General features: G+C 67.3%; 14 protein-coding genes, 1 tRNA gene and 3 pseudogenes. 8 read left to right on the top strand and 10 right to left on the bottom strand.

Annotation, left to right across the window (positions count from 1 at the left end; all coding sequences use genetic code 11):
* Window positions 1–1087: 1087 nt before the first annotated feature.
* Window positions 1088–1977 (top strand): annotated as a pseudogene (locus tag ACZ1HC_RS13075) (IS110 family RNA-guided transposase); the annotation flags it as partial.
* A 434-nt stretch (window positions 1978–2411) separates the two neighbouring features.
* Here the strand turns inward: ACZ1HC_RS13075 and ACZ1HC_RS13070 are convergent.
* Together ACZ1HC_RS13070 and ACZ1HC_RS13065 are read right to left on the bottom strand one after the other, a co-directional pair.
* Window positions 2412–2558, bottom strand: a pseudogene (locus tag ACZ1HC_RS13070) (DUF6538 domain-containing protein); the annotation flags it as partial.
* A gap of 118 nt (window positions 2559–2676) precedes the next feature.
* A tRNA-Ser gene (locus tag ACZ1HC_RS13065) sits at window positions 2677–2766 on the bottom strand.
* Window positions 2767–2863: 97 nt separating this feature from the next.
* On the opposite strand from ACZ1HC_RS13065, the gene ACZ1HC_RS13060 reads away from it, so the two are divergent.
* The 4 genes from ACZ1HC_RS13060 (at window position 2864) to ACZ1HC_RS13045 (ending at window position 8357) form a co-directional block, all read left to right on the top strand.
* Complete coding sequence (locus ACZ1HC_RS13060; RefSeq protein WP_472700372.1) at window positions 2864–3730, top strand: hypothetical protein; 867 nt, start codon at window positions 2864–2866, stop codon at window positions 3728–3730.
* Window positions 3727–4791: an NUDIX domain-containing protein gene (locus tag ACZ1HC_RS13055; protein ID WP_472700371.1), complete on the top strand. Its 1065-nt coding sequence runs from the start codon at window positions 3727–3729 to the stop codon at window positions 4789–4791. The genes ACZ1HC_RS13060 and ACZ1HC_RS13055 overlap by 4 nt, the downstream gene beginning before the upstream one ends.
* An 81-nt stretch (window positions 4792–4872) precedes the next feature.
* Window positions 4873–5904 (top strand): cysteine synthase A, encoded by a 1032-nt coding sequence (locus tag ACZ1HC_RS13050; protein ID WP_472700841.1) that lies wholly within the window; start codon window positions 4873–4875, stop codon window positions 5902–5904.
* A gap of 5 nt (window positions 5905–5909) precedes the next feature.
* Window positions 5910–8357 (top strand): DUF3772 domain-containing protein, encoded by a 2448-nt coding sequence (locus ACZ1HC_RS13045; protein ID WP_472700370.1) that lies wholly within the window; start codon window positions 5910–5912, stop codon window positions 8355–8357.
* Between the two features lie 15 nt (window positions 8358–8372).
* On the opposite strand, the gene ACZ1HC_RS13040 is transcribed toward ACZ1HC_RS13045, so the two are convergent.
* The 3 genes and pseudogenes from ACZ1HC_RS13040 to ACZ1HC_RS13030 form a co-directional block, all read right to left on the bottom strand.
* Entirely contained in the window at window positions 8373–9440 is a 1068-nt protein-coding gene (locus ACZ1HC_RS13040) for an AI-2E family transporter (protein WP_472700369.1), read from the bottom strand.
* A 45-nt stretch (window positions 9441–9485) separates the two neighbouring features.
* Window positions 9486–12249, bottom strand: a pseudogene (gyrA, locus tag ACZ1HC_RS13035) (DNA gyrase subunit A).
* Between the two features lie 73 nt (window positions 12250–12322).
* Window positions 12323–12796, bottom strand: coding sequence for a disulfide bond formation protein B (locus tag ACZ1HC_RS13030; RefSeq protein ID WP_472700368.1), 474 nt, complete (start codon window positions 12794–12796; stop codon window positions 12323–12325).
* A gap of 176 nt (window positions 12797–12972) precedes the next feature.
* On the opposite strand from ACZ1HC_RS13030, the gene ypfJ reads away from it, so the two are divergent.
* Window positions 12973–13818: a KPN_02809 family neutral zinc metallopeptidase gene (gene ypfJ, locus ACZ1HC_RS13025; protein ID WP_472700367.1), complete on the top strand. Its 846-nt coding sequence runs from the start codon at window positions 12973–12975 to the stop codon at window positions 13816–13818.
* A 123-nt stretch (window positions 13819–13941) separates the two neighbouring features.
* Here ypfJ and ACZ1HC_RS13020 read toward each other — a convergent pair whose 3' ends face one another.
* Entirely contained in the window at window positions 13942–14127 is a 186-nt protein-coding gene (locus ACZ1HC_RS13020; protein ID WP_472700366.1) for a hypothetical protein, read from the bottom strand.
* A 79-nt stretch (window positions 14128–14206) separates the two neighbouring features.
* Here ACZ1HC_RS13020 and ACZ1HC_RS13015 point away from each other — a divergent pair, with 79 nt between their 5' ends.
* Window positions 14207–14692, top strand: coding sequence for a type II toxin-antitoxin system RatA family toxin (locus ACZ1HC_RS13015; protein ID WP_472700365.1), 486 nt, complete (start codon window positions 14207–14209; stop codon window positions 14690–14692).
* A 39-nt stretch (window positions 14693–14731) separates the two neighbouring features.
* Here the strand turns inward: ACZ1HC_RS13015 and metK are convergent, their stop codons facing one another.
* From metK to ACZ1HC_RS13000, 3 genes are all read right to left on the bottom strand, one after another.
* Entirely contained in the window at window positions 14732–15907 is a 1176-nt protein-coding gene (metK, locus tag ACZ1HC_RS13010) for a methionine adenosyltransferase (protein ID WP_472700364.1), read from the bottom strand.
* Window positions 15908–15910: 3 nt separating this feature from the next.
* Entirely contained in the window at window positions 15911–17302 is a 1392-nt protein-coding gene (gene ahcY / locus ACZ1HC_RS13005; RefSeq protein WP_472700363.1) for an adenosylhomocysteinase, read from the bottom strand.
* Window positions 17303–17613: 311 nt separating this feature from the next.
* On the bottom strand, window positions 17614–17865 hold the full coding sequence (locus tag ACZ1HC_RS13000; RefSeq protein ID WP_472700362.1) for a hypothetical protein: 252 nt from the start codon (window positions 17863–17865) through the stop codon (window positions 17614–17616).
* 110 nt (window positions 17866–17975) lie between these two features.
* Between ACZ1HC_RS13000 and ACZ1HC_RS12995 the strand changes: the two genes are divergently transcribed.
* The gene (locus ACZ1HC_RS12995) at window positions 17976–18155 is read left to right on the top strand and encodes a hypothetical protein (protein WP_472700361.1); all 180 of its coding nucleotides are present in this window, start codon (window positions 17976–17978) and stop codon (window positions 18153–18155) included.
* Between the two features lie 320 nt (window positions 18156–18475).
* On the opposite strand, the gene typA is transcribed toward ACZ1HC_RS12995, so the two are convergent.
* The gene (gene typA / locus ACZ1HC_RS12990) at window positions 18476–20296 is read right to left on the bottom strand and encodes a translational GTPase TypA (protein WP_472700360.1); all 1821 of its coding nucleotides are present in this window, start codon (window positions 20294–20296) and stop codon (window positions 18476–18478) included.
* Between the last annotated feature and the right edge of the window lie 255 nt (window positions 20297–20551).

The following is a 20551-nucleotide window of genomic DNA, read 5'->3' as shown; positions in this document are numbered from 1 at the left end:
CCGGGCGTGAAGGAAAGCGGTCCGACCGCTGGCAGGCGGGGGGCCAGGGCCGATGCCGACACGGCCGGCAGTTCCGGTCGGGGAACCGAGGGCGCAGACGGCACATCGCGGGGCGCAAGGGCGGTTGCCTGCCCTTGGGCAGACGGCAGGACTTCCGGATCAGGGACCGGAGGGGCCAGGGACGGCGGAGCGGCCGGTGCCGCCGAGAACGGCGCAGCATCGACGGACGGACCAGCCGAGGAAAGGGCTGTGGCATCGTGTCGGGCGGGATCGACCCCACCAGTACGGGTTATGCCGAACCCGACAAGAGAGGCGCCCGCCAAGCCGCCAAGGACCAACCCGACCAGCATCGGACGCAAACGGCCATCGACCGCAGGGTTGCCCATCATCCGGACGCGGCCTGCAGGCGCCGGGTGCCGATCAAGCGAAGGCGCTGCGACGGCTGCGCCTTCCGTCCAGGCGCCGTCCGGGCCGTCCGTCAGCGCCGGCACGGCGGAGGGCGGCACCGTCACAGGCTGGACGGCAGGCCGTCCGGCGGCGCCGACCGGCCCTTCAGGCCCATATCCGACTGCCGGCGGCTGCTCTTGCGCACGCTGCCGCAGGACTTTCTCCCGCTGGGCACGGGCAGCCGCTACCCGCTGCTTCCATTCTTCGGGATCATAGGGCAACAGGTTGCCAGCCGGAGCATCAATGCCCGCCTGATGCTGCGGTTCTCGCGCAGGCTGAACCATGACTGTACCACCATCCGCGCCGTTCTGACGCGTTCGCAGACAAATTAACACTTCCGGCTCCGATGCGCAAAGCCCCGAGCCACTGGCGCCTCAGGACCGGCGGTTATCCGCAGGAGGCATGCCATCAGACACCGGACCTTCGCCGGTTCTGTTTCCGGTTTTACGAAACAGTGTCCCGGGTGGTGGTGTAGGAGGCCGCGCGCGGAGCCTCCGGCGTAGCGCAAGCCGCGCGGCCGTGGGTGACGCTGGCGGTCACCGCCGATCTTCGAAGATGGGGTGGATGCCGCTCTCCCCTGACGGCATCGCGATGTGCCACACTCGTGGTGTCGAAGCACAAGCTGAAGGAGAGGGCATCCATGGGAGAAGTTACCATCATCGGCGTCGATCTGGCAAAGAACGTGTTCCAGGTGCACGGCGCGGCGGCGGACGGGTCCGTCTTGTTCCGGAAGAAACTTTCACCAGCGCAGTTCGCCCGTTCATGGCGGAGCAGTCGCCGTGTCTTGTGGCGATGGAGGCCTGCGCCAGCGCGCATCACTGGGCGCGGGAAATGGCGCGGCACGGGCATGAGGTCCGGCTGATCGCTCCGCACTACGTCAAGCCGTTCCTGAAGCGGCAGAAAAATGACGCCGCCGATTCCGAGGCGATCGTTGAGGCCGCCCTGCGTCCCACCATGCGCTTTGTCGAGCCGAAATCGGCTGACCAGCAGGCGCGGGCCGTCGCGTTCCGGACACGCGAGCAGCTCGTGAAGCAGCGCACGGAGGCCGTGAACGCGCTGCGGTCGCATCTCTATGAGTTTGGCGATGTCGCCCCCGAGGGGATCGGCTATGTGCCGCGCCTGAAACGGGTCATCGAAGATCCTGAGGCCGACATTCCAGATCTGGCGCGTGAGATCTGCCGTATGCTCCTCGAGCAGATCACGCATCTGACCGACCGCATCAATGCACTGAAAGCGAGGATCGCGGCCGTATCGCAGGAAGCGGAAATGCCGCGCCAACTGCAGACGATGCCGGGCGTCGGCCCGATCACTGCGCTCGCGGTCGAGACCTTCGCCCCGCCGATGGACCAGTTCCGCCGGGGTCGCGACTTTGCCGCCTGGCTTGGCCTGGTGCCGCGGCAGCATTCCACCGGCGGCAAGCAGAAGCTGGGGAAGACCTCGAAGATGGGGCAGCGTGACATACGACGGTTGCCAGTCATCGGAGCGACAGCCGTGATCCGCTGGGCCTCGCGCCGCGGGGCGCCGAAGGGGCGCTCGGGCCACCGAGTTGTGAGGAAGGCATGATCTGCATGGGCAAATGATCGACATGATCCGGGTCGGGAAAACCAGAAACCTTCTCCGAGCCTCGAGTTCGCTGTTGGAGATGTGGACCCGCTCCGCGCATCACCATCCCGGCCAGCGGCGCCAGTCAGCCGCACTTACAGGCCTGACAAAAGACCGCACTCGATCACATGTCCGGACGATCAGAAATTCCTCGCAAACCGAGCGGCATCCACAAAAGAAGGTTCGGGTTGCGAGACCTGGAACCGACAACGGAGATGACGATGACCGAAGAGAGAATGGCGCTGATCGAGCTGGTTGAGAAGCAGGCTGATGGTGATCTCGTGCGGGAGATGCTGGCCTTCCCTGTGTGCTTTCCAAAGAGCATCGAGTCGCCGGGTATGGCTGACGGCCAGCTTGCATGCTTCCGCCTTGTTCGCTGTCTTCAGGGAAAAGTAGAGCTGTTCAGGGGCCTTCTTGCTCTGAGGGACTCTGTGAAGCTCACGGCAGTCCAACGGGATGCGCCGCCGGTAGTACCACCTGTTTCCCTTCGGTTCGATGTGCTGACACATGACCCGGATCGCCCCAACTTCAAAGACTAGAACCACGCTGTGTAACCTCATGTGTAACCTGAGGCAAGCACACGAGCCAACTAACCAATTGATGTAACTACAGTAATCGTGGCAAGTGTGGCGGAGAGGGTGGGATTCGAACCCACGGAACCCGTGAAGGCTCAACGGTTTTCGAGACCGCCCCGTTCGACCACTCCGGCACCTCTCCGCGCTTCTGGGTGGTGAGGCGGGGATTTAGAGGGGCAGGGGTTGAAGCGCAAGTGCTTTTGTCGAAAAAAGCTTCTGTCGCATGAAAGGATGCCCGGATGCTGCGGTTTCTCTTGTTCTGCCTTCTGGTCACCCTGACCCAGCCGGTCTTCGCGCAGGCGGTCCCCGATCGGCAGGAGACACCGCTGGCGCAGCATCGGCAGACGGCCCTGACCATCTGGGAGGTGATGCAGCTTGACGCCCTTGCGCCGATCCTGCGCGACGAGGCCCTGGCCGAGGGCGCGGAAATGGCCGAGACGATGTTTCCCCGGGGCGGCACCGGACGCTGGCTGGACCGGGTGGGGGCGATCCATCAGCCCGCCCGGTTCCGGGCGCTGTTCCTGCGCGGGGTGGCCGAGGCCCTGCCCGGTGCCGACCCCGAGGATCTGCGGGCCGGTCTGGCCTTCTATCGCACCGGGCTTGGGCGGCAGCTTCTGTCGCTGGAGGAAGCTGCCCGCCGAGCCATGCTGGACGACGAGACCGAGGCCGCCGCGCGGGCCGCCTGGGCGCAGGCTCGGGCGCGGTCAAGCCCCCGCGCGGCCCGGATCGTCCGCCTGATCGAGGCGGCTGGCCTGATCGACGCGAACGTGGCGGGCGGGATGAACGCCTCGCTTGCCTTCGCGCGGGGGTTCCAGGCGGGCGGCGGCTTCCTGATGCCGATGGCCGAGAGCCAGATGATCGCCGAGGCCTGGGGCGAAGAACCGCGGATGCGGGCCGATACCGAAAGCTGGATCGGCGCCTATCTGTTCCTGGCCTATACGCCCCTCAGCGACGCGCAGCTTGACCTTTACACGATCTATGCCGGATCGGACGGCGGCCGAGCGTTGTCGGGCGTGATGTTCGCGGGCTTCGACGCGTTCCTGACGCGCGCCTCGCGCGACATGGGGTTCGCTGCCGCGGCCGAATTGCGGGGGCGGCAACTGTGAACGGAACCGTCCTGCTGGCGGGTGTTTTGGCGCATCCCGCCATGCTGGCCGCCTTGGGCCTGACCGGGCGGCCCGAGGATCTGCCCGGCGTTCTGGCCGGCGGCGCCAGGGCCGGCATCGACAGGGACGGCTGGCCGCGCCTTGATCCGGGGCAGGGGACCAGCCGCGCCGTGCGGGTGCGGCCGAACCCGCCGCTGCTGCGCTATGCGGCGGTGATGGGCCTTGGGCCGCGGGACGGGATCCTCGGCCTGGGGTGCGGCAAGTTCGAGGGCGAGGCGCAGCCCGAGCTTGCCGCCGCCATCGCCCGGCATGTCCTGGCCGCGCCGGCCGACCAGCCTGCCGATGCGGTCGCCGCCCATCTGCCGGCGATCGGGGCGGTCGCCGGCTCGGAACTGCGGGGCGCCGGGGGGCCTTTCACGGGCAGCCCGCTTGTGGCGCCGCGTTCCCCCGAGGATCTGCAGATTCTGGGCCGGCACCGAGGCTTCGAAGGCTTCTTCTCGGTCGAGGTGTGCCGGATCCGCCACCGCACCCATGACGGGGGGATGACCCCGGCCTTGCGCCGAGAGGTGCTGGTGTCCGGCGATGCGGTGGTCGTGCTGCCCTGGGACCCGGTGCGCGACCGCGTGCTGGTGATCGAGCAGTTCCGCATGGCCCCGGTGCTGCGCCGCGACCCCCAGCCGTGGCTTCTGGAGGCTGTCGCCGGCCGCATCGACGCGGGCGAAACCGTCGAGGAGGCCGCCCGCCGAGAGGCGCGCGAGGAGGCCGACCTGAGCGTCTCGAGGCTGTTCCCGGCGATCCACCACTATCCCAGCCCGGGCATCCTGGGCGAATATCTGTATCTTTACGTGGGCATCGCCGACCTTCCCGACGGCACGGGCGGGATCCACGGCCTGGACAGCGAAGCCGAGGACATTCGCGGTCATGTGATCGGCCGCGCCGACCTGACCCGGATGGCCCTGTCGGGACAGGTGGTCAACGGCCCCCTGGCCATGCTGGCGCTGTGGCTGGAGCTGCGGCAGGACGCGCTGCGGTCCCAGTTGGACGGGGGCGGGGCGGGGTGAAAAGGGGCGCGGGGTTGTGCCCTGGCGGGGGCAATGTGTAGGTAGCACGGAACTCGATCCAGACCGGAAGGTTGCTTGACCATGCGAATTTGCCCTGATCTGGCCGACATGATCGGCAATACCCCCCTGATCCGCCTGCGGCAGGCCAGCGAGGCGACCGGCTGCGACATCCTGGGCAAGGCCGAGTTCATGAACCCCGGCCAGTCCGTCAAGGACCGCGCGGCGCTTTACATCATCAAGGACGCGGTGGCGCGGGGCGTCCTGCGGCCCGGCGGGACCATCGTCGAGGGGACGGCGGGAAACACCGGCATCGGGCTGGCGCTTGTCGGCGCCTCGATGGGCTTTCGGTCGGTGATCGTGATCCCGGAAACCCAGAGCCAGGAAAAGAAGGACATGCTGCGGCTGGCGGGCGCGCATCTGGTCGAGGTTCCGGCCGCCCCCTACAGGAACCCCAACAACTACGTCCGCTATTCCGGTCGCCTGGCCGAAGCCCTGGCCCGGACCGAACCCAACGGGGCGATCTGGGCCAACCAGTTCGACAACACCGCCAACCGCCAGGCCCATGTCGAAACCACCGCCCCCGAGATCTGGGAGCAGACCGGCGGCAAGGTGGACGGCTTCATCTGCGCGGTCGGTTCGGGCGGCACGCTGGCCGGCGTGGCCGAGGTGCTGCAGCCCAAGGGCGTGAAGATCGGCCTTGCCGATCCCGAGGGCGCGGCGCTTCATTCCTTCTATACCACCGGAGAGTTCGACTCGCCCGGAAGCTCGATCACCGAGGGGATCGGGCAGGGGCGCATCACCGCGAACCTGGAAGGCTTCACCCCGGACTTCAGCTATCGCATCCCCGATGCCGAGGCGCTGCCGGTGGTGTTCGACCTTCTGGAACACGAAGGGCTGTGCTTGGGCGGATCGTCCGGGATCAACGTCGCGGGCGCCATCCGCATGGCGCGCGACATGGGGCCGGGACACAGGATCGTCACGGTCCTGTGCGATTACGGCAACCGCTACCAGACCAAGCTGTTCAACCCGGACTTCCTGCGCGCCAAGGGCCTTCCCGTGCCCGGCTGGCTGACGCGCGAAGCGCCCGACATTCCCGAAGTTTACGAAGGCTGACCTCCATGATCCGCGCCATCGTGGCCGTCGTCCTGACGGTCCTGATCGTTCATGTCTCGCCCGCCTGGGCGCAGGAGCCGACGCCCCCCGATTATCAGGCATGGGAGCAGGTCGCGACGCAGAGCGAGGAACTGGTCGGCGACGAAGCCACGCCGATCGACCGGTTGAACGAGATCCGCGCCGACATCGTGGACTGGCGCAGCCGGTTCGAGGACGCGCAGGACATCAACGCCGACGAGATCGCCACGGTCGAGGAGCAGATCGCGGCGCTTGGACCGGCCCCGGCCGAGGGCGAAACCGAGCCCGAGGACATCGCCGCCCGGCGCGCCGAATTGCAGGAACAGCTTTCCGAACTGCAGGCGCCCCGCCTTGCTGCGGTCGAGGCTTTCAGCCGCGCGGATGCGCTTGTGCAGCGCATCGACGAGGCGGTGACCGAACGCCAGGTCAGCGAACTGGCGCGGCTGTCGCCCTCGCCCCTGCTGCCGGCGAACTGGCTTCTTGCCGCTTCGGAAACGTCGCGCCTGGTGAACGGCATCTGGGAAAACACCGGCCAACGGATCGCGGAACGCGCCACGTGGCCGGAACTGCGTCCGCGCCTGCCGCAGGTCGGCGGCTATCTGGTCGCGGCGGTCCTGCTGCTGACGCTGGGCCGCCGCTGGGTCGAGGCGCTGCCGTCGCGGCTTTCGGCGCGGGCGATGGACTATTCGCGGGCGGTGGTGGCCTTCGTGGTGTCGCTGGCGCAGATCGTGCTTCCGATGATCGGGATCTACCTGCTGATCAGCGCGCTGGCCGCGACCGAGATCTTCGGCCCCTGGACGCGCCCCTTCCTGGAGGCGCTGCCCACCGCCGGGGTCATCCTGTTCGGCGCCGCCTGGCTGGCCCGGCAGCTGTTTCCGACCAAGTCGGTCGCCTACGACACGCTGAACGTTGCCGCCCAGGATCGTCCCAAGGCCCGCTGGCTCATCAACGCGCTGGCGGCTGCCCTGGCGGTCCACCATGTCGCCTCGGTGGCCTTCCTGCCGCTGTCCGGCCTGACGGAACGCAGTTCGCGGCTTCAGCGCATTCCGATGGACTTCGCCGAAGGCGCGGCGGGGGTCTGGCACTTCGTGCTGATCGCCGTCGCGGCGGGGCTACTGTTCAAGCTGGGCCTTATCCTGCGGCGCCTGAAGCCCTGGCCCGACCAGTCCGGGACCAGCTATCGCCACCGCGTGCTGTCCTTGGCGGGCGCTGTCAGCCGGCCGCTGGCCATCGCCGCGGTGATCGCGGCCGCGATCGGCTATGTCAACATCGGCAACCTGCTGATCTGGCCGTGGATCCAGACGCTTGCCCTGCTGGGCCTGCTGATCCTGCTGCAGGACTTCATCGCCGACCTGTTCAACATGCTCAAGCGCGGCGAGGAAGGGGCGCGCGACGGGCTGGCGCCGCTGCTGATCGGGTTTGCGCTGGTCCTGCTGTCGATCCCGCTGTTTCTGCTGATCTGGGGGGCTTCGCCCAACGAACTGGCGGAATACTGGAACCGCTTCCGGCAGGGCGTCACCCTGGGGGGCGTGCGCCTGTCGCCCGGCGCGGTGCTGATGTTCCTTCTGGTCTTCGCGATCGGCTACACGATCACCCGCGCGGTGCAGGGGGCGCTGCGCACCTCGGTCCTGCCCAAGACCAGGCTGGACGCGGGCGGCCAGAACGCGGTCGTGTCGGGCATCGGCTATCTGGGCATCATCCTGGCAGCGTTGCTGGCGATCACCTCGGCCGGGATCAGCCTGTCGTCCTTTGCCATCGTGGCCGGCGCCCTGTCGGTCGGGCTGGGCTTCGGCCTTCAGAACATCGTGTCGAACTTCGTGTCTGGCATCATCCTGCTGATCGAACGCCCGGTCGGCGTGGGCGACTGGATCGGCGTCGGCACCCAGCAGGGCATCGTCCGGCGGATCTCGGTCCGGTCCACGCAGATCGAGACCTTCGACCGCCAGCAGGTCATCATTCCGAACGGCGACCTGATCACGCAGCAGGTGACCAACTGGACCCGCGGCAGCCTGCGCGGGCGCCTGACGATCAATGTCAGCGTCGCCTATGGCAGCGATACCCGCCGCGTGGCCGAGATCCTGCGCGAGATCGCCGAGGACCAGCCCACCGCCACCATCGACCCCGCCCCCTTCGTGCTGTTCAACGGCTTTGGCGCTGATGGGCTGGATTTCGTCCTGTACGTCGTGGTGACCGACGTGAACGGCAAGGGCTCGGTCCAGAACGAGATCAACCACCGGATCGTCGAACGCTTCGCCGAGGAAGGCATCGAGATCCCGTTTGCGCAGCGCGACATCTGGCTGCGCAACCCGGAAACGCTGGCGGGGGCCTTTGCCGCCGGAAAGCCGCCCGTCGCGCCGAAGGACGCCAAGGGCGGACCCGCGGCAGCCGGGGTCGCCGCTGAAGATTCGCCGGGGTTGGCTGGTCCCGCCGGGTGATCGGTTGCCGGGCGGCTAGCGTCCGGCGGGATCCACGTCGGCCAGCCCCTCGCGCGACAGAAGGATCGCGACGGGGCGCAGCCAGGGGATGTGCCAGCAGACGATCATCACCGCGACCATGATCGGCACCGCCAGGAACGCCCCGGCGATGCCCCAGATCGCCCCCCAGAAGGCCAGCGACAGGATGATGCCGAAGCTGGACAGTTGCAGCGTCTGCCCGGTCAGCATCGGGTCCAGGATATTGCCCAGCATGAAATGCACCAGCAGACAGGCCAGGCCCACCGCGATGGTGGTGGTGGAATCCCCCGTCAGCACGAAGGCCAGGGCCACGGTGATCGCCCAGGCAATGACCGAGCCGATGTTGGGGATGAAGTTCAGCACGAAGGTCAGCAGCGCCATCGCCACGGCCAGTTCAAGGCCCGCCACGACATAGATCAGCCAGACGCCCGCCGCCGTCAGCGCGCTGATGAAGGCCTTGACCACCAGATAGCGGTTCACCCGCCGCATGATCGATGCCATGATGAGCCGCACCCGCATCGCTTGGTCGGGGTCGCCCGTCAGCCGTTCCACCTTGATCGGCAGCCAGGCGCGTTCGGCGAACATGAACCCCACGAACAGGATCACCAGCAGGCTGCCCGACAGCAGCCCCGAGGCCTGCCCGGCCAGCGACCGAAGCCAGCCGGTGATGTTGAACTCGGTCAGCGCCGCCAGCAGCCGGGTCTGCGCGTCGGGGCCGAACCGCTCGATCAGGCCGGTCAGCGCGATCTGCACGGATTCGGCATAGGCGATGGCGCGGCTGACCACCTCGTTGATCTGGGCCATGATGGTGGTGGAAAGCCAGATCAGCCCCAGGGTGATGCCGATCAGCGCCAGCGTGGTCGCCAGCCAGTTCGGCACCCTGAGCCGCGTCGAGATGGCTTGGATCGCGTCCGAGGTCAGCGAGAACAGGATGATCGCGATGGCCAGGCAGATCAGCACGAAGCGGGCTTGGAACAGCAGGAACAGCACCAGCGAGAAGGCGATGATGCCCAGGAACCCCGTCTGGAGCCTTTGCCGCAGCACCTCTTCGCTGGATGGGGTCAATCTGTCCTCGCTGGAAAAGGGCCCGGGGGCTGCCGGGCCCTGACGTCATGCGTCGGTGGCTTCCTCGTCGTCGCCCTGTTCCGCGATCCGTGCGACCGAAACGACCTCCTCGCCGGGGGCGGTGTTGAAGACCCTGACGCCCCCCGCGCTGCGCGACCGGAAGCTGATGCCGTCCACCGGCACCCGGATCGACTGCCCGGTCGAGGTGGCCAGCATGATCTGGTCGTCCATCTCGACCGGGAAGCTGGCCACCAGGGCGCCGCCGCGCATCGCCTTGTCCATCGCCATCACCCCCTGGCCGCCGCGCCCGCGCACCGGGTAATCGTGGCTGGAACTGATCTTGCCCGCGCCGTGGGCGGTGATGGTCAGGATCAGATCCTCGGCCGCCGACATTTCGGCATAGCGTTCCTGGGTAATCGCCGCCTCGGCGACGCTGTCCTCGTCCTCGTCGGCTTCGGCCCCGTCGTCAAGGGCGCCGGCCACGGCGCGGCGCATCTTCAGATAGGCGGCGCGTTCGGCCGGATCGGCCTCGAAGTGGCGGATCACCGACATGCTGACGACGCGATCGCCCTCGGCCAGGCGGATGCCCCGCACGCCGGTCGAGATCGCGGCCCTTGAAGACCCGCACATCGGTCGTCGGGAAGCGGATCGCCCGGCCAAGCGCGGTGACCAGCATCACGTCGTCGTCTTCAGTCGCCATACGCACGCCCACCAGCTCGACGCCCTCGGGCAGCTTCATGGCGATCTTGCCGTTCGACTTGACGTTGGTGAAGTCCGACAGCGCGTTGCGCCGCACGTCCCCGTCCGAGGTCGCGAAGACCGCCTGATAGTTTTCCCATTCCGTTTCCGGCGCATCGACCGGCATCAGCGCGGCGATGGACACCCCGGGCTCGATCGGCAGGATGTTGACGATGGCCTTGCCCTTGGCGGTTCGCCCGCCCAGGGGCAGGCGCCAGGTCTTCAGCCGATAGACCATGCCATCGGTGGTGAAGAACAGCAGTTCGGTATGGGTGTTGGCGACAAACAGCGTCGTCACCACGTCGTCTTCCTTGGTGGCCATGCCCGACAGGCCCTTGCCGCCGCGCCGCTGGGACCGGAACTCGGCCAGGGCGGTGCGCTTGATGTAGCCGCCCGAGGTGATGGTCACCACCATGTCCTCGCGCTCGATCAGATCCTCGTCCAGCATGTCCCCGGACCATTCGGTGATCTCGGTGCGGCGGGGAACGGCGAACAGGTCGCGAACCTCGCGCAGCTCGTCGCTGATGATGCCCATGATCCGCTCGCGCGAGCCAAGGATCGCCAGATAGTCGCGGATCGAATCGGCCAGTTGCTGCAGTTCGCTGGTGACTTCCTGCACGCCAAGCTGGGTCAGGCGCTGCAGGCGCAGGTCCAGGATGGCGCGAGCCTGGGTTTCCGACAGGTTGTAGGTGCCATCGTCGTTGACCGGGTGCAGCGGATCGTCGATCAGCCGCAGGTATTCCAGGATGTCGTGGGCCGGCCAGCGGCGTTCCATCAGCCGCTCGCGCGCCTCGGCCGCGTCGGCCGAGGACCGGATGGTGGCCACCACCTCATCGACGTTGCTGACCGCCACGGCCAGGCCGCACAGCACATGGCTGCGTTCGCGCGCCTTGCGCAGTTCATAGGCGGTGCGGCGGGCGACGACCTCCTCGCGGAAGCTGACGAAGTGGGTCAGGAAGTCGCGCAGCGTCAGCTGTTCGGGGCGCCCGCCGTTCAGCGCCAGCATGTTGCAGCCAAAGCTGGTCTGCAGCGCGGTGAAGCGGAACAGCTGGTTCAGCACCACGTCGGGCGTCGCGTCGCGCTTCAGTTCCACCACGACCCGCACACCCTGCCGGTCGGATTCGTCCTGCACCGACGCGATGCCCTCGACGCGCTTTTCCTTGGCCAGTTCGGCGATGCGTTCGATCAGGCTGGCCTTGTTGACCTGATAGGGCACCTCGTCGATGACGATGGCCCAGCGGTCCTTGCGCAACTCCTCGATATGCGTGCGGGCGCGGATGATGACGCTGCCGCGGCCTTCCAGATAGGCCTTGCGCGCGCCCGACCGGCCCAGGATCAGCGCGCCGGTGGGAAAGTCGGGGCCGGGGATGATCTCCAGCAGCCGCTCGGTCGGCAGGTCGGGGTTATCGATCAGTTCCAGCGTGGCGTCGATCACCTCGCCCAGGTTGTGGGGCGGGATGTTGGTCGCCATGCCCACGGCGATGCCGCCCGCGCCGTTGACCAGCATGTTGGGAAAGCGCGCCGGCAGGACGGTCGGCTCGCGGTCCTTGCCGTCGTAGTTGTCCTGGAAATCGACCGTGTCCTTGTCGATGTCCATCAGCAGGAAGTTCGCGGGCTTGTCCATCCGCACTTCCGTGTAGCGCATGGCCGCGGGGGGATCGCCGTCCATCGACCCGAAGTTGCCCTGGCCGTCCAGCAGCGGCAGCGACATCGAGAAATCCTGCGCCATCCGCACCAGCGCGTCATAGATCGCCGCGTCGCCGTGCGGGTGATACTTGCCCATCACGTCGCCCACCGGGCGTGCGGACTTGCGATAGGCCTTGTCGGCGGTGTTGCCGCTTTCGTCCATCGCGTAGAGGATGCGCCGGTGCACCGGCTTCAGCCCGTCGCGCAGGTCGGGGATCGCCCGGCTGACGATGACCGACATGGCGTAATCCAGATACGAGGTCCGCATCTCGGTGCTGATGTCGATCACCGGACCGTCATGGGGCATCACCTGACGGGTCGCAGCGGTGGTTTCCTCACCCGCCCCGGAGGTTTCGGGCAGGTCGTCTTCGGGGGTGTCGGCCACGGGATTTCCTCAACAACGTGTTGGTTTACATATAGGTGACGCGGCCCCCCGAGGCAATCTTGGGACGGTATTTTCAGCCCTTTCCGGCCCGCCGTGCCGCCACCCCCCAGACCACCGCCAGGCCCGCCGAAAAGACCGCGTTCCACGCGGCCATCGACAGGCCCAGGAAGCGCCAGGCCACCTCGTCGCAGCGCACGACCGGGGCCGACTGCAGCCGCGTCATCAGATCCTGCGGCGACATCCGGGCCATGTTGCCGATGCTGCCCGAACAATGCGAGGGGCCGGGCCACAGCGTCCATTCCACCCCGGTATGATAGATGGCCAGGCCCATGGCGATGCCCGCCGCGATCATGCCCAGGATGGCCAGCCCGCGCACCCGCCCCGTCCACCACACCAGCAGGGCCAGGACGATCGCCGCGACATGGGGCCAGCGTTGCAGGATGCACAATTCGCAGGGCGCATAGCCCGCCGCCTGAAAGCCAAGCGCGGCGACCAGCAGCGCCGCCGATCCGGCACCCGCCAGCAGGGAAAGTCGTTGTCCGTCCATCATGCCCCTCGATCCGCGATGCTGCGTGGATCGGCCCGCGCGAAGGCGGCGTCAAGCCTTGTGCCCGAAGGTCGCGGCGCTGTGAAGGTGGCGCCCGGCGCTGCCGGCGGAACCGGGCGGGCGGGCCGGTGTTTGGGTGATGACAGCCCCGCGGGGGGCGATGGAGGTCAGGGCACATGCAGTGGCGGGGACGGCGCGGCAGCAGCAACATCGAGGATCGTCGCGGCATGGGCGCGGCCGGGGCAGGGGGCGTCGGTATCGTGGGGATGCTGGCGATCCTGGCGGTCGGCTATTTCTTCGGCATCGACATCTCGCCGGTGGTGCAGGGGCTTGACCAGGGTCAGCCGGGCGAAAACCGGCCGCTGACGCAGGAACAGCAGGAATGGGGCGACTTCGTGTCGGTCGTGCTGGCCGACACCGAAGAGGTCTGGGGGCCGGTCCTGCCCGAACAGGCGGGCGTTTCCTACCGCGAACCCCGGCTGGTCCTGTTCAGCGGCGTCGTGCAATCGGCCTGCGGCGGCGCCTCCTCGGCCATGGGGCCGTTCTACTGCCCCGGCGACGAACGGGTTTATCTGGACACAGACTTCTTCGACATGATGGCCAGCCGCATGGGGGCAGGCGGCGACTTCGCCTATGCCTATGTCATCGCGCACGAAGTCGGCCACCATGTCCAGAACCTGACGGGCACCCTGGGCGAGACGAACCGGCTCCGCTCGCAGCTGGGCGAAGCCGATGCGAACCGGATCTCGGTCCTGACCGAGCTTCAGGCCGACTGCTATGCGGGGATCTGGGCGCGGCAGGCGCAGCAGCGGTTCGGGACGATCGAGGCCGGCGATCTGGAAGAGGCGATGGGCGCAGCCCAGGCGGTGGGCGACGACGTGATCCAGTCCAGCGCCGGGCGGACGCCCATGCCCGACAGCTTCACCCACGGCAGCGCGGCGCAGCGGCAGGAATGGCTGATGCGCGGCTTCGAATCGGGCGACATGGCCCAGTGCGACACGTTCAAGGCGGCCGGCCTGTGAAAGGGGCCCCGCTACAGGAGGAAACATCATGCTGACAGCGTTGACGGTCTTGACCCTGGCGCTTGGCGCCGGGATGATCCGGCATCACAGGCAGGCCCGGCCTGTCCCGGTGCGCCGCCGGCGCTAGCGCGGGACGCGCGGCGCCCGGCCCTGGTCCATCGTCGCCCAGTCGGGCCACAGGTCCAGCCATTCAAGCGCCGCGATCGCCAGACCCGCCGCCACGATCAGCAGGACCATCCTGACGACGCGGGCGCTTGGCGGGTTTCGCGCCCATCTTGACGCCCGAAGCAGCCAGATCAGGTTGTTCACGGTGGTGCCCTCCTGCTAGATCGGGGCGACTCGATCAGAGAGCGGGTCGTCCTTCAAGACCGAACCCTGCGAGACCGCCTTGCCCCATCATCAGGATTCCCGCGACCTTCCCTACAGCGCCCGGCAGATGTTCGATCTGGTGGCCGATGTCGAAAGCTATCCGCAGTTCCTGCCCTGGAACAGCGCCGCCCGCATCCGGTCGCGCGAGACCCGCCCCGATGGCGCCGAGGAGATCGAGGCCGATCTGGTCATCAGCTTCAAGGTGTTCCGCGAACGCTTCGGCAGCCGGGTGGTGCTGTGGCCCGCCGATCGCGAAAGCGGGGCATTGAAGATCGACACCGAATACCTGGACGGTCCGTTCAAGTACATGCGCAGCGGCTGGACCTTCACCGACCGCCCCGAGGGCGGCTGCCATGTCGATTTCTTCGTCGATTTCGAGTTCAGGAACATGATCCTGCAAAAGCTGATCGGCGTGGTGTTCCACGAGGCGATGCTGCGGATCGTGCGCGCCTTCGAGAACCGCGCCAAGGCGCTTTACGGAACGCCCGGCGCAAGGGTGGGATAGGATCCCACCCCCGCGGGTTTGGGATAAGGGCGCGCGCCTTCAGGTCAACGCCGCCTTCAGCGCCTCGGCCCGGTCGGTCTTTTCCCAGCTGAAGGCCGTGCCGCGGTTCAGCTGATAGGGCTGCCGCCCGAAATGGCCGTAGGTGGCGGTGGGGCGATAGATCGGGTGCAGCAGGTCCAGGTCGCGGATGATGGCGAAGGGGCGCAGGTCGAAGACCTCGCGCACCGCCGCCACGATCCGGTCGTGAGGCACGGTTTCGGTGCCGAAGGTGTTCAGGCTGATCGAGGTGGGCTGCGCCTCGCCGATGGCATAGCTGACCTGGATCTCGCAGCGGCTGGCAAGACCTGCCGCCACGATGTTCTTGGCGACCCAGCGGCCCGCATAGGCCGCCGAACGGTCTACCTTCGAGGGATCCTTGCCCGAAAACGCGCCGCCGCCATGCCGCGCCATGCCGCCATAGCTGTCCACGATGATCTTGCGCCCGGTCAGCCCGCAGTCGCCCACCGGCCCGCCGATCACGAACTTGCCGGTCGGGTTGATGAAATACTTGGTCGCGTCCGACAGCCATTCGGCCGGCAGGACCGGCTTGATGATTTCCTCGATCACCGCCTCGCGCAGGTCGGACAAGGTGATTTCCGGGTTGTGCTGGGTGGACAGCACCACCGCGTCGATGCCCTCGGGGCGGCCATCGGCGCCGTAGCGCAGGGTGACCTGGGACTTTGCGTCCGGGCGCAGCCATTTCAGCGTGCCGTCGCGACGCACCGCCGCCTGCCGTTCCACCAGCCGGTGCGCATAGGTGATCGGCGCCGGCATCAGCACGTCGGTCTCGTCCGAGGCATAGCCGAACATCAGCCCCTGATCGCCCGCGCCCTGATCTTCGAGATTGCCGCGGTCCACGCCCTGGTTGATCTCGGGCGACTGCTTGCCGATGATGTTGATGACCGAACAGGTCGAGCCGTCGAAGCCGACATTCGACGAGGTATAGCCGATGTCGTTGATGACGCCCCGCACGATGGATTCGAGATCGACCCAGGCATCGGTCGAGATCTCGCCCGAGATGATGGCGACGCCGGTCTTGACCATGGTTTCGCAGGCGACGCGGGCGCGCGGATCCTCGGCCAGGATGGCGTCCAGGATCGCGTCGGAAATTTGGTCGGCGATCTTGTCGGGATGGCCTTCGGACACGGATTCCGAGGTGAACAGCGAATATTCCATGGATCAGTACCGATAGTGATCTGACTTGAAGGGGCCTTCGGGTGCCACGCCGATATAGTCGGCCTGTTCGCGCGACAGTTGTGTCAGCTTCGCCCCCACCTTGTCCAGATGCAGCCGCGCCACCTTCTCGTCCAGCGCCTTCGGCAGGATATAGACGCCGGGCGCATAGTCGTCGCCCTTGGTCCACAATTCGATCTGGGCCAGCACCTGGTTGGTGAAGCTGGCCGACATCACGAAGGACGGATGGCCGGTGGCGTTGCCCAGGTTCAGCAACCGGCCCTGGCTCAGCAGGATGATGCGGTTGCCCGAGGGCATCTCGATCATGTCCACCTGGTCCTTGATGTTGGTCCATTTGTGGTTGCGCAGGGCGGCGACCTGGATTTCGTTGTCGAAATGGCCGATATTGCCGACGATCGCCATGTCCTTCATCTGGCGCATATGCTCGATGCGGATGACGTCGCGGTTGCCGGTGGTGGTCACGAAGATGTCGGCGGTGGCGGCCACGTCCTCCAGCAGCACGACCTCGTAGCCGTCCATGGCGGCCTGCAGGGCGCAGATCGGATCGACCTCGGTCACCTTGACGCGGGCGCCCGCGCCGCGCAGCGAGGCCGCCGAACCCTTGCCCACGTCGCCATAGCCGCAGACGACCGCCACCTTGCCCGCCATCATCGTGTCGGTGGCGCGGCGGATGCCGTCCACCAGCGATTCCTTGCAGCCGTACTTGTTGTCGAATTTCGACTTGGTGACGCTGTCGTTCACGTTGATCGCCGGGAAGGGCAGCAGTCCGCGCTTGTGCAGGTCATACAGGCGGTGGACCCCGGTGGTGGTTTCCTCGGAGACGCCCTTGATGGCGTCGCGCTGACGGGTGAACCAGCCGGGCGTTTCGGCCATGCGCTTCTTGATCTGCGCGAACAGCGCCTCCTCCTCCTCGCTGGTGGGCAGGTCGATCAGGCCGGTCTCTCCCGCCTCGACCCGGGCGCCCAGAAGGACATACATCGAGGCGTCGCCCCCGTCGTCCAGGATCATGTTGGCCGTGCCTTCGGCGAACTGGAAGATGCGGTCGGTATAGGCCCAGTATTCGGCCAGCGTCTCGCCCTTGATGGCAAAGACCGGAACGCCGGTCGCGGCGATGGCGGCGGCGGCGTGGTCCTGGGTCGAATAGATGTTGCAGGACGCCCAGCGGACGCTTGCGCCCAAGGCGGTTAGCGTCTCGATCAGCACGGCGGTCTGGATCGTCATGTGCAGGCTGCCGGCGATGCGCGCGCCCGCCAGCGGCCTGGCCGCGCCGTATTCTGCCCGCAATGCCATCAGGCCGGGCATTTCCGTTTCGGCGATGTCCAGTTCCTTGCGGCCGTAATCGGCCAGCGAGATGTCCCTGATGATGTAGTCGGTCACGGTGCCTCGTCTTTCGTCTGCTGCGGCCTGGGCGTCAGATAGCCCAAGGTGCCTGCGACCGAAAGGGAAAAGCCCGCCCGTCCGTCACGGAGAGGCGGTGGCTGCGGCGGAACCCCAGATCCGCCGCAGCCGGGGAACGGCAGTGCGCTGCGCGTCCCCACTGGCCGCGACAGGTCCTTGTGGGACAGGCCGGGCCCCTGGTGCCAGACTGGCACGGCGATCTGAAGATCCGGTTAAGCCCGGACCGGCAATCTGCCGCGACGACAGGTCTGGCTTAAAGGCATTCGTTCAATGTGCCGGGCCGCCGGGGTTCAGCCGCGGCGGCGCGGGGTCTTGATGGTCGCCCGGGCGATCCGGCGGACGAAATCCGACAGGGCCTGTTCCGCCGCCTCCAGTGGGGTGCGGCCGGGCAGCCAGGTTTCGGACCGCCCTTCGACGATCATGTGGGCCAGCCCGTAGGCGAAGACACGCGACGACAGCACCAGCATGGGGATGTCCTCGTCGCTGCGCAGGCGCCCGGCGTCGCGCGCCCGTTCCAGCATCCGCGTCATCAGGTCGGTCATCGAGATCCAGGTAACGGCGCAGGTCGGGAACCCGCACCACGTTCAGCGTCGGGTGGCTGGCGATCATGCGGAACTGGACGGGATGATCCGCGGCCCAGCGGACATAGGCCTTGCCCAGGGACAGGAACTGGCCGACCGCATCATCGGGATCGACCTTCACCACCGCCTTGGTGCAGGTATCCATCAACCTGACCAGGGCCTGCTGGATCACGGCGACGATCAGGCTTTCCTTGTCGGGAAAGATCCGCGCCAGTTCCTCGCACGGAACGCCGATCCGGCTGGCCACCTGATCCAGATCCGGCTCTCCCCGACCCGAGGCCTCGGTCATCTCGATGATTGCGGCCACGGCCTGACCGTGCAGCCCCAGCCCGGTCATGATGGTGTCCTGTCTGCTCATCGTCGGATCCTGAACAACAAGGCACGGGACGATCGACCGGCCCCCTGCCGGACGATCCCTTGGCGACAGGCCGGCCGCTTTCGCAACGGGTCGCATCCAGCCCCGGCCGCCGGGCGTGTTCCCCACGATCCGGCGCACGAGTCGACCGGTCCCGCAACGACATTACCAAGCCGCGGGACCGCCGCGAAGATCGCCAAATCGTCAGGTCGCGCCCTAGCCTTCGGCGCGGGCCTGGCGCTTGCGCTCGTGGGGGTCCAGATGGCGCTTGCGCAGGCGGATGTTCTTGGGCGTCACCTCGACCAGCTCATCGTCGTTGATATAGGCGATGGCTTCTTCCAGCGACATACGGACCGGGGGCGTCAGGCGCACGGCCTCGTCGGTGCCCGAGGCGCGGACGTTGGTCAGCTTCTTGCCCTTCAGCGGGTTCACTTCCAGATCGTTGTCGCGGGAATGTTCGCCGATGATCATGCCCTGATAAAGCTGTTCCTGCGCGCCGATGAACATCTTGCCGCGATCCTCGAGGTTCCACAGCGCATAGGCCACCGACACCCCGTCCTCCATGCTGATGAGAACGCCCTGCCGGCGGCCCTGGATCGGACCCTTGTAGGGGGTCCAGCCGTGGAAGATGCGGTTCAGCACGCCGTTGCCGCGGGTGTCGGTCATGAATTCGCCGTGGTATCCGATCAGCCCGCGCGACGGCACATGGGCGACGATCCGGGTCTTGCCATGGCCTGCCGGGCGCATGTCCACCATCTCGCCCTTGCGGTCGCCGGTCAGCTTTTCGATCACCACGCCGGTATAGTCGTCGTCCACGTCGATGATGACTTCCTCGACCGGCTCCAGCCGCTGGCCGTCCTCGTCGCGGAAGATGACGCGGGGGCGGCTGATGGACAGCTCGAACCCCTCGCGGCGCATGTTCTCGATCAGCACGCCCATCTGCAGTTCGCCGCGCCCCGAGACCACGAAGGCGTCGCCGCCCGGCGTGTCCTCGACCTTGATGGCGACGTTCACCTCGGCCTCGCGCATCAGGCGCTCGCGGATGACGCGGGACTGGACCTTCTTGCCGTCCTGCCCGGCCAGCGGGCTGTCGTTGATGCCGAAGGTCACGCTGATGGTGGGCGGGTCGATGGGCTGGGCGGGCAGGGCGGTGTCCACCTCCAGCGCGCAGAGCGTGTCGGCCACGGTCGCCTTGGACATGCCGGCCAGGGTGACGATGTCGCCCGCCTGCGCCTCGTCGATGGTGGTCTGGTTCAGGCCGCGGAAGGCCAGCACCTTGCTGATGCGGAACTGCTCGATCCGCTCGCCGTCACGCGACAGCGCCTTCAGCGTGTCACCCGCTCGGGCGCGGCCGGCCTCGACCCGGCCGGTCAGCAGCCGGCCCAGGAACGGGTCGGCGCTGAGCGTGGTCGCCAGCATCTGGAAGGGCTCGTCCATGCGCGCGATCTGTTTCGGAGGCGGGACGTGCGACAGGATCAGGTCGAACAGCGCCGACATGTCCTTGCGCGGGCCGTCCAGCGTCGCATCCGCCCAGCCGCCGATCCCCGAGGCATAGACATGGGGAAAGTCCAGCTGCTCGTCGCTGGCGCCAAGGTTGGCGAACAGGTCGAACACGTCGTTCAGCGCGTTGTCGGGTTCGGCGGCGGGCTTGTCCACCTTGTTCAGGACGACGATCGGGCGCAGGCCCAGGGCCAGCGCCTTCGAGGTCACGAACTTGGTCTGCGGCATCGGCCCCTCGGCGGCATCGACCAGCAGGCAGACGCCATCGACCATCGACAGGATGCGTTCGACCTCGCCGCCGAAATCGGCGTGGCCGGGGGTGTCCACGATGTTGATGCGGGTGCCCTTCCATTCGACGCTTGTCGCCTTGGCCAGGATGGTGATGCCGCGTTCGCGTTCGATGTCGTTGCTGTCCATCGCCCGCTCGGCGACGGCCTGGTTCTCGCGGAAGGACCCCGACTGGCGCAGCAGCTGGTCCACCAGCGTTGTTTTGCCGTGGTCAACGTGAGCGATGATGGCGATGTTGCGGATGTCCATGGGCGACCTTTTCGATTTGCGGCCGCCCTAAACAATCGCAGGCCAAAACACCAGACGAAAACTGGCGCGGCCCCAGGCGCCGAAACCGGAAACCCGCCGCGGGGCGACGGGTGTCCTGGCCGGGTCTGCAATGCCGTGCGGCGTAGCCGACACCCCGCGATGCGAGCCTGCCCGGGATGCGGCCCTTTCCGCGCGCCAGTCTGTCAGGCGGGGACGATCACGCCCGTGAACGGGCTGCGGCGAAGGCGGGTTCGG

This window comes from Paracoccus sp. BR5-17, from assembly GCF_055693925.1.
Note: the sequence above shows the minus strand (reverse complement) of the source record. Positions and strands in the feature narration are given on the sequence as shown.